Origin of the sequence: uncultured Leifsonia sp. (assembly GCF_945957465.1) — a bacterium.
Classification (GTDB): Bacteria; Actinomycetota; Actinomycetes; order Actinomycetales; family Microbacteriaceae; genus Leifsonia.
The window spans coordinates 29,755-43,620 of record NZ_CAMFLC010000012.1 but is presented as its reverse complement, the minus strand read 5'-3'; the positions used below and the strand labels follow the sequence as shown (position 1 = coordinate 43,620).

At 69.9% G+C, this 13,866-nt stretch carries 12 protein-coding genes; 1 reads left to right on the top strand and 11 read right to left on the bottom strand.

Going from position 1 to position 13,866, the window contains the following annotated elements; translation table 11 throughout:
* Positions 1-2: 2 nt before the first annotated feature.
* From Q0Q23_RS07890 to Q0Q23_RS07865, 6 genes are all read right to left on the bottom strand, one after another.
* The gene (locus tag Q0Q23_RS07890; RefSeq protein ID WP_295121762.1) at positions 3-800 is read right to left on the bottom strand and encodes a hypothetical protein; all 798 of its coding nucleotides are present in this window, start codon (positions 798-800) and stop codon (positions 3-5) included.
* Positions 797-2,962 (bottom strand): glycoside hydrolase family 3 N-terminal domain-containing protein, encoded by a 2,166-nt coding sequence (locus Q0Q23_RS07885; RefSeq protein WP_295121760.1) that lies wholly within the window; start codon positions 2,960-2,962, stop codon positions 797-799. The genes Q0Q23_RS07890 and Q0Q23_RS07885 overlap by 4 nt, the downstream gene beginning before the upstream one ends.
* A complete protein-coding gene (locus tag Q0Q23_RS07880) occupies positions 2,959-4,500 on the bottom strand; it encodes a family 43 glycosylhydrolase (RefSeq protein ID WP_295121758.1) in 1,542 nt (513 codons plus the stop codon). The genes Q0Q23_RS07885 and Q0Q23_RS07880 overlap by 4 nt, the downstream gene beginning before the upstream one ends.
* Before the next feature lie 2 nt (positions 4,501-4,502).
* On the bottom strand, positions 4,503-5,345 hold the full coding sequence (locus tag Q0Q23_RS07875) for a carbohydrate ABC transporter permease (RefSeq protein WP_295121756.1): 843 nt from the start codon (positions 5,343-5,345) through the stop codon (positions 4,503-4,505).
* Positions 5,346-5,349: 4 nt separating this feature from the next.
* The gene (locus Q0Q23_RS07870; RefSeq protein WP_295121755.1) at positions 5,350-6,306 is read right to left on the bottom strand and encodes a carbohydrate ABC transporter permease; all 957 of its coding nucleotides are present in this window, start codon (positions 6,304-6,306) and stop codon (positions 5,350-5,352) included.
* Positions 6,307-6,371: 65 nt separating this feature from the next.
* Positions 6,372-7,664 (bottom strand): ABC transporter substrate-binding protein, encoded by a 1,293-nt coding sequence (locus Q0Q23_RS07865; protein ID WP_295121753.1) that lies wholly within the window; start codon positions 7,662-7,664, stop codon positions 6,372-6,374.
* 192 nt (positions 7,665-7,856) lie between these two features.
* On the opposite strand from Q0Q23_RS07865, the gene Q0Q23_RS07860 reads away from it, so the two are divergent.
* Positions 7,857-8,792 (top strand): LysR family transcriptional regulator, encoded by a 936-nt coding sequence (locus Q0Q23_RS07860; RefSeq protein WP_295121751.1) that lies wholly within the window; start codon positions 7,857-7,859, stop codon positions 8,790-8,792.
* 121 nt (positions 8,793-8,913) lie between these two features.
* Here the strand turns inward: Q0Q23_RS07860 and Q0Q23_RS07855 are convergent, their stop codons facing one another.
* The 5 genes from Q0Q23_RS07855 to Q0Q23_RS07835 are packed head-to-tail and all read right to left on the bottom strand — an operon-like array spanning position 8,914 to position 13,857.
* Positions 8,914-9,828, bottom strand: coding sequence for an alpha/beta hydrolase (locus Q0Q23_RS07855; RefSeq protein ID WP_295121749.1), 915 nt, complete (start codon positions 9,826-9,828; stop codon positions 8,914-8,916).
* Between the two features lie 10 nt (positions 9,829-9,838).
* Positions 9,839-11,041: a GDSL-type esterase/lipase family protein gene (locus Q0Q23_RS07850; protein ID WP_295121747.1), complete on the bottom strand. Its 1,203-nt coding sequence runs from the start codon at positions 11,039-11,041 to the stop codon at positions 9,839-9,841.
* A 7-nt stretch (positions 11,042-11,048) separates the two neighbouring features.
* Positions 11,049-12,527, bottom strand: a complete 1,479-nt coding sequence (locus tag Q0Q23_RS07845) for a DUF6379 domain-containing protein (RefSeq protein ID WP_295121745.1) — start codon at positions 12,525-12,527, stop codon at positions 11,049-11,051.
* A 2-nt stretch (positions 12,528-12,529) separates the two neighbouring features.
* Positions 12,530-13,441, bottom strand: a complete 912-nt coding sequence (locus tag Q0Q23_RS07840) for a sugar phosphate isomerase/epimerase (RefSeq protein WP_295121742.1) — start codon at positions 13,439-13,441, stop codon at positions 12,530-12,532.
* Positions 13,442-13,455: 14 nt separating this feature from the next.
* Positions 13,456-13,857: a DUF6379 domain-containing protein gene (locus Q0Q23_RS07835; RefSeq protein ID WP_295121740.1), complete on the bottom strand. Its 402-nt coding sequence runs from the start codon at positions 13,855-13,857 to the stop codon at positions 13,456-13,458.
* Positions 13,858-13,866: the final 9 nt, after the last annotated feature.

The window sequence follows — 13,866 nt, the reverse complement described above, 5'->3', positions numbered from 1 at the left end:
TTTCACGACAGGGGCACGGGCTTGCCCAGCGCCGAACCGAAGTCGAACGTGTCGGGGTCGTTGTAGAGCCCGGGCTCGTCGCTGAAGAACCCGCCGATGGTCGTGCCGAACTCGTCGGCGTAGCGCTCGCGGATGCGTTCGTAGACCCCGTCCACGAGCAGCTGGACCGAGTCCCGATTCAGGTAGTCGATGTGGTTCGCGTGCGGCTCGCTGCCGCCGCCGGCCGCGACCGACAGGAAGAAGACCCGCCACCAGCCGTCCGGGACGTCCCAGTACAGCGTCCCGTCGACGATGCGGTCGGTGAGGTCGACCGGGTCGCCGATCAGCTGGTCCGAGTCCTCGGCGCGGCGGAACGCCACCACCCGCACCAGCTCCCCGGGCTCCTGAGCGGCCTCCGGTCCCCAGAACTTGCGCCGCTCCACGATGAAGGAGGCGCCGCGCGCCGGGCCGACCGCATCGGTGTGGCGTTCGGTCAGGAAGCGCCGCCTCAGCGCGGCGGGCGCGGTCTCGACCGCACCGCCCGCGTGACCGGTCGGGAACGTGTCGTCGTCGAAGAACCACACGGTCATGCCGCGGCGGCGCGCGATCTCGAGCACGGCATCCACGTCGCGCCACCAGCCCTCGCCGAGGAAGTCGGGGTGGGGCCGGGCCTCCAGGATCACCGCGCCGATCCCGGCGTCGCCGATGCGCTCCATCTCCTCGCGGACGGCCTCGACCGGGCCGCCCTTCTGCCAGAAGAGCGGCATGATCGCGTTGGGGACGCTGCCGGTGACGACGTCGCGGAGCTGCGGGAGTGTCATGCGGCCTCCTCGAGTCGCAGTGCGAGCCGCTGCTCGGACGTGCCGTCGCCGACGGTGACGGTGAACTCGCCCGGCTCGAGCACCCGCCGCGAGCCGTCCGCCCAGAAGCGGAGGTCATCGGCGTCCAGCCGGAACCCGACGGCGGCGCTCTCGCCCGGTGCGAGGGTCACGCGGGAGAAGCCGCGCAGGCGGCGCACCGGCTGGGTGACCGACGCGACCTCGTCCGTGACGAAGAGCAACACGACGTCGTCGCCGGCGCGGTCGCCGGTGTTGGTGACCGTCACCTCGGCGCGGAGGCCCGCATCCAGCTCGTCGGCCGTGAGTGCCTCTGTCGAGAGCGAGAAGCCCTCGAGCGCGAACGTCGTGTAGCTGAGGCCGTGGCCGAAGTCGAAGCGCGGGCCGAGCGGAAGGTCCAGGAACTTGGACGTGTAGTAGTCGTCGGTGTTGTTGGGGCCGGTGAACTCCGCGATCGTCTCGGGCAGCAGCGCCCTGCCGGTGCGCGCCGGCCGCCCGGTGCGCTCGTGGTCGTAGTGGACCGGGATCTGCCCCACCGCGCGCGGGAAGGTCATCGGCACCCGGCCGCCGGGGTTGGCGCGGCCCGAGAGCGTGCGTGCGATGGCGGCGGGCGCCTCCGAGCCGAGGTGCCAGACGCACAGCACCGCATCCACGCGATCGATCCAGTCCTCCACCACGAGCGGCCGCCCGGTGACGAGCACGACGGCGACGCGCGCTCCGGCGTCGCAGAGCGCGTGGATCAGTCGCCGCTGCGCCTCCGGAAGGGTGATGTCGGCGCGCGAGCTCGCCTCGCCGGAGATCCGGCTGGGCTCGCCGACCGCCACGACGACGAGGTCGGCGTCCGCGGCACGCGAAACCGCTTCGCCGAGGGAGGCGTCGGTCGCGTCGAAGAAGCCGCAGCCGTCGACGATGTCCCAGTCCACCGCGGGCAGTTCGGCGGCGACGGCGTCGGCGAGCGATTCGCGGACAGTCGACGCGAAGTGCTGGACCCACGTTCCGAGATGGTCGAGGCTGCGCGCGTACGGCCCCGCGAGCAGGATGCGTCCGCGGTCGGGAAGGGGAAGGGCGCCGCCGTTCGTCAGCAGCACGGTGCAGCGCTCGGCGGCCTGACGGGAGAGGTCGCGGTAGCGCTCGGTCGTGCCGTGGGATGCCGCCGAGGCGTCCACGTAGGGGTGCTCGAACAGTCCCAGCCGCTGCTTGAGCCGCAGGACGCGACGCACCGCGTCATCCACCCGCTCCTCGGAGAGCTCGTCGGGCGAGACGAACGCGACCCCGTCCGAATCGACGAGGACCGTGCCGCCCATGACGATGTCGACACCGGCTTCGATCGCCGCGATGACGGCGCCCCGCTCGTCAGGAACGATCCCGTGCTGCACCAGCTGCGCGACCCCGTCGGCGTCGCCGACGACCACGCCGTCGAAGCCCCACTCGTCCTTGAGCACGCCGGTCAGCAGTGCGCGGCCGGCGTGCATCGGCGTGCCGTTGAGCGAGGTGAAGGCGGCCATGACGGTCGCGGCTCCGGCCTCCACCCCGGCCCGGAAGGGCTCGAGGTAGAGCTCGCGCAGGCGGCGGTCCGACACGTCGGCGCTGTTGTAGTCGCGGCCCGCCTCCCCCGCGCCGTACGCGACGAAGTGCTTGAGGCAGGCTGCGACGGAGTCGCCCGCGGTGAGCGCCCGGCCCTGGTAGCCGGCGACCTTCGCAGCGGCGAAGACCGAAGCGAGGTAGGCGTCCTCGTCGAACCCCTCCACCACGCGTCCCCAGCGCGGGTCGCGCGACACGTCGACCATCGGCGAGAACGTCCACGTGACGCCGGCCGACCGCGCCTCGGAGGCGGACACGCGCGCATCCAGCTCGGCGACGGCCGGGTCGAAGCTCGCCGCCTGGGCGAGCGGGGTCGGGAAGATCGTGAACTGGCCGTGGATCACGTCGAGGCCCACCAGCACCGGGATGCCCAGCTCGGTCTCCTCCACGGCGATCCGCTGCGCCTCGTTGGCCTCCTCGGCGCTGGGCGGCCAGAACGTCGAGCCGATTCCGCGCCGCAGCAGCGCCTCGCGCTCGGCTGCGTCCGGTCGCCAGACGATCTGCAGTTGGAGGAGCTTCTGCTCCCACGTCATCCGCGCGATCAGCGCATCGAGGTCGACGGTCATGTCCCCGCCTCCTCGAGAACCCGGTACCGGAAGCGCCGGAAGACGACCTCGCCGCCGCCGGAGGCGAACAGCGCGGGGCGGAGGCTCTTGAGGTCGTTGATCGTGGCCGAGTGCGCGCCGGAGGTGTCGTAGCGGATGCCGTGCCGCGTCCACTCCTCGCGAGGCCGATCCTCGCTGGGCCGATCCTCGCTGGGCCGCCGGTGCCAGCCGGTGACGATGTGGTGGTCGTTCCTCAGGCGCAGCTCGATCGTCGCGCCGGGTTCGGCGGGTTCGCGCCAGTGCGTGCGGATGCCGCCGGCGTAGCTCTGCATCGCTTCGCCGTCCCAGCCCATCCCGTAGAACAGCCGGTCGTCGAAGTAGAGGAGCAGGCCCCCTGCAGAGCCGCCGCGCACCTCCAGCTCGACCTCGACCTCGTAGGCGCGATCCATCGACCAGGTGGTGAGCGGAGAGGAGTCGGCGGGGCCGTGCCCCTTGCCGCGCAGGACGAGACCATCGTCGAACCGCGCGCGGGCGAGCTCGTCGCGGCCCGGGTTGTCGAACACCCAGCGCTCGCCCCAGGCCCCGGCCGCGAAGTCGTCGGACGGCGCGGGCACCGCGACCGGCGTCGCTCCGTCGGCCGGCTTGCGGATCGGCGCGCCGAGGTCGCTGGAGGGCGCCGTCGGCCAGCCGTCCTCCGTCCACTCGATCGGCTCGAGCAGAGCCTGCCGCCCGAGCGTCCGGTACCCGTTCTCGTAGCCGTGGGAGAGCATCCACCACGAGTCGTCGCCGCTGTCGATGAGGGTCGCGTGTCCGCGGGACCACCATGCCTCGTCCGCCGACCACGTGCGGGCGATCGGGTTGTGGGGCGCGTTCTCCCACGGGCCGTGCACCGAGCGCGACCGCGCGACGATGACCATGTGCCCGGTGGCGGGGCCCCCGGTGCCGCCGACCGCGCTGACCAGGTAGAACCAGTCGCCGCGGCGGAACAGCTTCGGCCCTTCGAGCGCGTAGGCCTCGGTGATCCAGTCGTCGGGGTAGCGCCAGCCGTCGTAGACCTGCTCCAGGGGCGTGACCGCCCGCAGGCCGTCCGGGCTCAGCCGGCACCGCCGCACGCCGTTCACGAACAGGTACCGCTCGCCGTCTTCGCCGACGATGTGCCCCGGATCGATCGCGCCGGAGATCCCGGTGAAGACGGGTTCGCTCCAGGGCCCCTCCGGGCTGTCGGCGTGCACCACCCAGACCTCCGGCGCCGCGATGCTCTCCGACCACGCGCTCGGGATGTACGGGAAGTAGATGTAGTAGCGGCCGTCGTGCTCGACCAGCTCCGGCGCGAACACCGTGCTGTGCGGCGCGGCCAGCGCGCAGGTCGCGAACGTCCAGTTGACGAGGTCGGGCGAGCGCCAGACCGTCAGGCCGGGAGACGCGTCGAACGACGAGTACGTCAGGTAGAACGCGTCGCCGACGCGCAGCACCGACGGGTCCGGCCGGTCGCCGGGCAGGACGGGGTTGAGGAACGTCCCGTCCCCGCGATCGGGTCCGCGACGGGGTTCGGATCGCACGGTCAGCCCTTGAGCCCGCCCGCGTAGCCCTGGATGAACTTCTTTTGCGCGAAGGCGTAGAACGCGAGGATCGGGATCATCGACACGATGACGACCGCGAAGATCAGGTTCCACTGCGAGACGAGGGACCCGACGTAGCTGTACATCACGACCGGCAGCGTCTGCCAGGGGGTGCCGTTCAGGAAGATCAGCGAGGTGAAGAAGTCGTTCCAGACGATCAGGCCGGCGAGGATCGCGACCGTGCCGGTCGCCGGCGACATCAGCGGGAAGACGACCTTCCGGAACACCTGGTAACGGGTGGCGCCGTCGATGATCGCGGCCTCCTCGTACTCCGGGGTCAGGTTGCGGAAGAAGTTGGCGTAGAGGAACACCGACAGCGGCATCAGCATCCCGGTGTAGATGAGGATCATGCCCCAGGGGTTGCCGACGAGTCCTACGTCGCGCGCCCCGATGTAGAGCGGCAGCGTGCCGAGCTGAGTGGGCAGGATGATGGCCACCAGGAAGAGGTAGAACGAGCGGCGGCTCCACTTGCTGGTCGAGCGTGCGATGCCGTACGCGGCCACAGAACCCAGAGCCACCAGCAGCAGGATGCTGCCCGTCGTGATGATGACGCTCGAGGCCAGGCCGGCCCAGATGTTCCCCGACGATGACGAGGCGGGCGAGAGCAGCTGGACGAAGTTGTCGAACGTCGGGCTGGTCGGCGGCGCGACCGCGGCCGAGCTCAGGATGTCGGGAAGCGTCTTGAACGAGCCGACCAGCAGGATCCAGAACGGAAGCAGCATGATCACGGCGGCGATGAGGACGATGACCTCGATCGCCAGGGATTTCTTGGTGTAGCGGAACATCGGCTCACGCCTCCTTGAGCGAGCGATCGCGCGTCGCGTACTGCTGCGCGAGGGAGAACAGCAGGATCAGCAGGCTCAGGATGAGGGCCAGAGCCGCGCCGAAGCCGAACTGCTGGTAGGTGAACGCCTGCTGGTAGACCTCGAGCGCGAGGGTCTGGGTCGCGCCCGCCGGGCCTCCGCCGGTCAGGGCCACGACCTGGTCGAACACCCGCAGGCCCTGGATGAGCGTCAGCGTCGTGGCGATGGCCACCGACGGCTGGATCATCGGGAGGACGACGTACCGGAAGCGGCGGAAGGTGCTCGCGCCGTCGAGTGCGGCCGCCTCCTCCATCTCGATCGGGACGGTCGCGAGGCCCGCCAGGTAGATGACCATGACGAAGCCGATGTTCTGCCAGACCATCACGACGAGGACGCACCAGATGGCGAGTCCCGGGTCGGCCAGCCAGTTCTGCTTGGGGAGGCCGACGGCGGTCATCGCCTGGTTGAGCGGCCCGTTGTAGTCGAAGATGAACTTCCAGATGTACGAGACGGCGATCGGGCTGACGACCACCGGCATGAACAGCAGTGTGCGGAGGACGTACCGCGACTTCAGGGTCCGGTTGAGCGCGAGGGCGAAGAGCAGGCCGAAGATGTTGGTGAAGATGAGGAAGCCGAAGGCCAGCAGTAGGGTGTTCCACAGCGAGCCGATGAGCTCAGGGGTCTGGAAGATCTTGACGAAGTTCTGCAGGCCGACGAAGTCGAACGGGCCGAGTCCGGACCAGTTGGTGAAGGCGAAGAACCCGCCGGCGACCGTGGTCGCGTAGATCACGATCAGCATCAGCACGAGGGCCGGGAGCGCCCACCACCAGCCGCCGAGCTTCACCCGGTACGGCTTGCGGTGTTCAGCGCGCTGCGGCACCGCGACCGGTGTTTGGATCTGCGTCTTCGTGGTCATCGTCCGCACCTCTGACTGCGTCGTCATCGACTTGTTCCTTTCTACGCCGTTCGGGCGGCCGGCCCGGTGGGGCCGGCCGCCCGGTCAGCGGATCAACCCCAGTCGGAGTCCATCTGCTGCAGCACCTGCTTGACGGTCATCTGACCGGTCAGGATGCCCTGCACGCCGTTGCCGAGGTCGGTGTAGACCTTGGCGTTCGGCCACTCGGTCGGCGCATAGCCGCGCGTGTCGCCCTTCGCCATCTCGTCCTTGATGCCCGCGTACTGCGGCAGCAGGGTGGAGTCCGCGCTGACGTTGACCGGGATGGACCCGACCTGCTTGGAGTAGGCCTCCTGGCCCTTGTCCGAGATGATGTAGCTCAGGAACTCCGTTGCGAGCTTCGGGCTCTTGGTCTTGGCACTGGCGGTGACGCCCTGGTCGGAGCTCAGCGAGAGGTACGTCTTCGTGCCCTGGGGGGCACCGACGGGAAGCGCGATGAGCTTCACGTGTCCGCCTGCGGCCTGCATGATCGTCGCCGCTGCGGCGCTCGGAGCGAAGAAGCCGAGGATCTTGCCCGACGATGCGCCGTTGGTCAGGGCGTCGAAGCCGGCGCTCGTCGCGCCGTCCTGGAAGCAGCCCGCGTCGTACATCTTCTTGATCGACTCGAGCGCGGTCGTCCAGCCCTTGGTGCCCGCGAACGTGACTTTGTTCTTGGCGCGGTCGGCGTTCCAGTTCTTGTTCGGGCCGTACACCGTGGAGGTGGCGAGCGCGACGGCGAGGATGCCGTTGTTCTGGAAGGTCGAGCCGGCCAGACCGTAGATCGTCTTGCCCGCCGCGCGGGCTTTGCCGCACTGGGCGATGATGTCGTCGAGGCTGGTCGTCGCATCGATGTTGACGCCGATCGACTTGGCGAGCTCGTCGTTGTAGATGACGCCGTTCAGCTGGGTGCCGATCGGTACGCCGTAGATCTTGCCGTTGTAGGTGTACAGGCTCTTCGCGGAGTCGGGCATGTTCTTCGCGATCGACGGGTCGTCGAGCGGGAGCACGAGCCCGGACTTCGCCCACGGCAGGATCGAGTTCGACTGGCCGGTTCCGCCCTCTCCGGTGAACGTGTCCGGTGCGTTGCCGCCCTGCACCCGAGTGGAGATCGTCGTCCCGTAGCTCTGGACCGGCAGGTTCTGAGTCGTGACCGTGACGCCCTTGTGCTCGGCTTCGAACGCCTTGGCGATGCCGTCGTAGGCGGCCTTGTCCTGGTCGTTCGCCGCGCCGTAGGCGAAGGTGATGGTCTGGGGCTCCTTGCCGGAGGAGGTTCCGCTCGAGGAGCAGCCGGCGAGGAGGAGTCCGGCGCTGACCGGAATGGCGAGCCAGGCGAGCCGAGCGTTCCGGCTCCTGCGGGTGGTTTTCATCGGGTTGACCTCTTCCAAGACTTCGTTGTCGGCGAGGGCGGCGACTGCGCCGACCTCCGGGTGCAATTCGAGTGTTGCAGCGCTAAAGCAGATAAACAACGATGCTTCTGCTTATCCCAGACATAAGCTCGATGGATACCCGGGTCGTTATAGTGAGATCGCCCGGACCGAGGAGGAAAGGATCACACCGTCGTGACCGACTATCCGCTGATGTCGCGGCTCGATCTCAACCTGTTGATCGCGCTCGACGCTCTGCTCACCGAGCGCAGCGTCACGCGTGCCGCCGAGCGGCTCCGGCTGAGCCAGCCGGCCCTGAGCGCGTCGCTCTCGCGCCTCCGCATCCACTTCGACGACCCGATCCTCGCCCGCCGCGGCAACACCTACGAATTGACCCCGCTCGCCCTGCGGCTCGCCGATCACACGACGATCGCGCTGGAGGCCGCGCGGCGGGTGTTCGAGAGCCAGGCCGCCTGGGACCCGTCCGAGTCCGTGCGCCAGTTCTCGATCTTCGGATCCGACTACGGCTTCACGACCATCGGGCGCGTGGTGTCCGAACTCGCCGCTGCACAGGCGCCCGGCGTCCACTTCCGGTTCATGCTGCACAATCCGACCGTGGTCGAGGACGCGTCGAACCGGCTGCGCTCGGTGGACGGCATGGTGATCCCGCACGGCTTCCTGACCGAGCTGCCCTTCGTCGACCTCTGGCAGGACGAGTGGGCGGCGATCGTCGCCGATACGAACGAACAGGTCGGCGACTCGGTCTCGCGCGAGGAGCTGTCCACGCTGCCGTGGGTCATGAACTACCAGTCGCGGTCCGCCTTCACCTCGGCGGAGCGCCAGGTGCAGCAGCTGGGCATCGAGCCGAACGTGGAGGTCGTGGTCGAGAGCTTCCTCGCCATCCCCCACTTCATCGCCGGCACCGGCCGCATCGCCATCATCCACAAGGCGCTGCTGCCGCTGGCCCAGCAGGCAGCCGCCGTGCGGGTCGTCCGCCTGCCGTTCGAGCCGACGCCGATCACCAACGCCCTGTGGTGGCATCCCGTGCACACCCACGACCCCGAGCACACCTGGATGCGCGGGCTCTTCGAGGAGGCGGGCCGGATCGTCGCCGCCGGCGTCCGCGGCTGAGCCGCGGCCTCCCGCGCGCCCGAGGGGCCGCCGAGGGGCCGCCGAGGGGCGCGTAGAGGCCCCTAAAACGGCGTTTTAGGGGCCTCTATGCGCCCTTCGGCCGGGGAATCACGTGCGGAGGTCAGCGGCGGCCGGCAATCCAGGAGGCGATGGCGGCGAGGGTGCGCGAGGCGGCGGGATCCGACGGCTCGTTGATGTGGCCGTGGTCGGCGTCGGGCTCCACGTGGAGTGTGCTGTCGCGGCCCGCAGCCGCGAGCCTCCGGGCGAAGGCCTCCCCCGATGGACGCAGGCCGTCGTGCTCGCAGACGACCACGAGCGTGGGCGGGAAGCCGCCGATCGAACCGAGACCCGGGAAGGCGTGCGGGTCGTGCAGCGCCTGCGGCGAGCCGGCGAAGTTGAGCGAGAGCCGCGCGAAGGGGGACTCCGGGTCGGGGGTCTCGCCGGGATGGGCGCCGTCCGGATCGAGCGCCGGATACACGAGCGCGAGCCCGGCGGGCATCGTCTCGCCGGCATCCCGCAGCCGCGCCACCACGCCAGCGCTCAGGTTGCCTCCCGCACTCGCGCCGCCGAGCAGCAGCGTGTCCGGATCCACGCCCAGCAACTCGGCGCTGTTCGCGCGCGCATACCGCCACGCGGCGAGCACGTCGTCCGAGGGAACGGGAAAGTGCACATCGCCGAGGCACTTGGTGTAGTCGACCGCGAGCACGGGGATCCCCCGCGCGGCCAGCTCGAGCGCCACCCAGTTCGACTCGGGCATGTCGAGGTGGCCGCCGATGAAGGCTCCGCCGTGCACCCACACGAGCCCGCGACCGGATGCCTCCGCGGTCTCGTCACGATAGGCGCGGGCCGGCTGCGGGCCGTGCGGAGCGTCGATCGTGAGCTCGCGGGTCCGAACGCCGGCAAGGCGCGGGAAGCGGCGGATGAGCGCCGCCGAGTCGATGTCGGGCCGGGGATCGCGCGGCTCGCCATGCTCCCGCAGCCACCGCAGGGCCTCGGGGAACGGGAGGGAGCGGATGTCGAAGTCGGTGTCGGTCATGGTCGGCTCCTCACGCGGTGACCGTCGGCTGTCCGGCCTCGACGGCCGGGCCGGCATGCTTCCCGGCGGCGGCGATCCAGTCGGAGACGACCGACGACCCCGCGAACCGGTCTGCCATCAGCAGGTACCCGGCCGGGCTCGGGTGCAGCCCGTCGGGCAGCTCGCCGAGATCGGCCTCCCCGAAGAGTTCGAGCCCATCCAGGTAGAAGAGGGCCGGATCCTCCGCGGAACGGGTCTGGACGATGTCGCGCAGGATCTCGCGGACCGAACGCAGGGTGAGCGGCGCGTCGAACACGTCGGGCGTCTCGATCGGCGTTCCGCGCCGCTCGCCCGTCACGGGGTCGGTCACCGTCGGGCCCGGCGTGTCCTCGTGCATCGGGCAGATGATCGGTGAGATCACGAGGATCGGGGCCGTCGGAGCACCGTCGCGGATCGTGTCGAGGAAGCCGTGGACGGCGGGGACGAACGTCCGCCGCTTCATCGTGTCGGCGCCCACGATGTTGATGCCGGCTTTCAGGCTGAACAGGTCCGCACCCGAATCGCGCATCGCCCGTGCCGTGAATTGATCGAGGTGCGCGTTCGCGGCGAAGCCGAGATTGGTGACCTCGATGCCCAGCCGTTCCGCCGCAGCGACCGGCCACACGCCGAGAGGTGTCTCCGCCTCGATGCAGTGGCTGATCGAACTGCCGTGATGCCACCAGCGCAGCTGACCGCTCGGCGCAGCCGGCCGGAGCGGCGAGTCGGCGCGCACGTCGCGGATCTCGACGATCTCGGTCTGAGGCAGCCATACGCCGACCCGGCGCTCCTTCTCGCCTGTCCCTCCGAGCTCGAACCGCACGACGGCCGGCTCGCCCGCCACGAACCGGGTTCCGCCGGGCTCGCCGAGATGCAGCTCCGCTCCGCCCGTCACCCGTGCATCGCCCACGGCCTCGCCGTCGATGGTCGCGGAGAACACCGCCCACCGCACGTCGTCGGGCAGCCAGGGCAGGTACAGCCCGGTCGTCTCCACCGTCAGCTCGATCCAGGTAGCCGCCGTCTCGAATTCGCACCGCACACCGGAGGCCTGCTCCGCGGCGATCCGCATCCAATCCGAGTCGGCCTGACCGAGCGCCCTCGCCGGCAATCGCAACGGGGTCAGACCGCTGTCGGACTCCCTGACGTCGACGGCCCCGCGCAGACTCCCGCGGACCACGTCCGCAATCTCCTGGTTCATCCGCTCCTCAGACCGGGGCCGTCACCGCACGCATCGAGCTGCGGATGAGGTCGTGCTGCTTCCGCACCAGCAGGAGCGGGTCGACCTCGCCCAGCTCGGCGAACGCGTGCCCCTCCCACTCGCTCGACCAGTAGCCGCGGTAGCCGCCCTCGACGAACACCCTCACGAGCTCCGGGTAGTCGATCGCGGGCTCCTGGCCGTGCTCGTCGATGTCGTAGAACTTGGCGTGCACGTGCAGGATCTGCGGCATGATGTCCGCCCACTCGCGGGGGTCGACGTGGCCGTGCATGTTGAAGGCGAGGTGCGCGAAGGCGCCCAGGCGGCCGGGGTCGAAGTCGCGACCGCGCAGGTACTGGATGAACTCCTCCTGACGTGCGCGCATCGGCGCGTCCGTCGCCCAGATGTCCTGCAGGCGCTGCACCGCCTCGTCGTCCAGCCCGGCGCGGCGCACCGCGCGCAGCAGCGTGGGCGACATGCTGTGCATCGTCGACGAGAAGTCGGCGACGAAGCCGAGCAGCGGGGAGTCGAGCTCGGCGTAGACGTCGCGCACCTTCATGATCTCCGGCGAGTTCGGTCCCATCGGGGCGTGGATCTCGTACGCCAGCTTCAAGTCGAGCTCTTCGGCGACGGGCAGCAGCCTCCGCAGCAGCTCGGGCTTCGCCGATTGGATGCGCACCAGCGGGAAGCCGAGCGTCTTGGCGTCCCGGAACAGCAGCTCGCTGACCTCGAACTCCTCATCGGGCGTCATGTCGCGGTCGCGCCGCTTGCCCATGTCGAGGTTGGCGCCGAACGAGCTGGCGTCGAAGCCGTGCCGGTCGAAGGCGGCCCGCCATTTCGAGACGAAATCGTCGGAGAGCGCCGGATACGCCGGGAGCATCTGCGACGCGACGATCTCGATGCCCGGGCCGATGCCGAGCTCCGCGACGCGGTCGAGGAGGCTGTCGAAGTCGTACCAGCCGGCCCGGAACTCCGCGCTGGCCGAGTAGAGCGTGAGGCCGAGCGTGAAGGGATCGTGCTCGGTCGCCGCCGGGACCGCAGGGACGTCGCCGACCAGCGCGGGCGGCGCCGCATCACGATCCGTCGCGGTCAGCACCAGCCGCTGGTGCACGACGTTCGGCACGTAGACGCCGGGGCCGCCGTCGGTTCCCGGCGCGATCTGCATGTACGGCAGCCGGAGCTCGCCGTGCAGCTCGACCTCGTGCGTCTCGCCCAGCGCGACGGCCGGGTCGCGGCGGACGATCAGCAGCGGATGCGACTGCAGGTACCAGAGCACGTCGCTCTGCTGCGGGAGGTCTGCGACCGCGTAGCGCACGCCGTCCAGCACGAACGTCAGGTCGCCCTCCGGCACCTCGACGCCGTCGAGGGTCAGCCGCAGCGTCGAGACCGACGACAGCCACAGACTGCGGTACCAGGGGATGGTGAGCGAGAGCGCGAGGCCGTCCGGGTGGACGCGCAGGCTCGACTCGTCGATGAGTCCGTTGGGCATGGTCAGCTCCTCCCGGCGCGTTCGGCCGCGATGCTGCGGATGAGGGCGTGCTGGCGGCGCAGCTGGTCGGGCGCGCGGTACGGCTCGTGGTGGCCCTCGTACTCGCTCGACAGCCAGCCGCTGTAGCCGGAGTCGACGACCACGTCGATGATGTCGCGCCAGGGAATGTAGTGGTCGATGAGCTCGTCGTCCACCTCGTAGAACTTCGCCTGGAAGTAGACGGTGTGCTCCATCACGTCCGCCAGGTCCGACACCGGCACGAACGGCACCACCGGCGGCCGGGCCGTCCCGTCGCCCATCCGGAAGGACGCGCTGCCGCCGCGTCTGGGGTACGACGACAGCTCGAAGACGCCGGTGTCGATGAGCAGCCCGAAATGGTCAGAGCCGGTGCGCTCCTTGAAGGCGATGTACTCCTCGACCACCGGCGACTTGATCACCGTCGGCCAGTGGATCTCCGGGCAGATCACGATGTCGAGGTCGGCGGCGAGCTGCAGGTTGCGCTCCACGGCCTCCTGCCAGATCGGGTCGACGCGCAGGTCCTCCGATATGACGCCGATCTTGGGCCGGACGAACGAGAAGCCGAGGCGGGAGGCCAGGCGCAGATCGAGCTCCAGCTGCGCGGCGCCCTCGGCCGCTGTCATGTCCCGGCCCGGGAAGCGGCGGGTGTCGATCCACGAGCCGTACAGCGTGGGCGTGAGGCCCAGCCGCTCGGTGCGCGCGTGCCACGCGTCGATCCATTCCGTGGACGGGTTCGGGTAGTCCTGGATGTGGCCCTCGCCCAGGATCTCGATGCCGGAGGCGCCGAGGTCGGCGACATCCTCGATGCACTCCTCGACGGTCATGGTGACGCCGATGTCGTCGGTGTACGAGTACAGCGAGACGCCGAGGCCGAAGGGCAGGTCGTCGGTCGACACAGTTCTTTCCGTGGTCACTTGACGATCACCGACTTCCGCGACGCGGTCCAGATCGACGGCTGGAGCTCCTCCGGGATGTACGACATGCGGAGCCGCAGCTCGAGCGTGACGTCGTGGATGCCGCGGGCGAGCCCGCCCTCGCGGGGCACCGTCAGCGTGGCGGCGTGCCCGAGCGGCCAGCGCGCGTCGGTCGACTCCTGCAGCTCGCCGAACGAGAACTCGCCGGCGGGCAGCGTCCACCGGATCGTCTCGCCGTCGAAGCGCTCGCCGTCGACGGTCACCGTGGGCTTCTCGATCAGGTCGGCCCACAGGCCCCGGTAGTACGGGCTGCGCACACGGAGCTGGAAGCCCGTACGGGCGCCCTCCGGTCCGACATTGCGGAAGCCCGCCGTCTGTATCAACTGTTCTTCGAGCATTCGATCCTC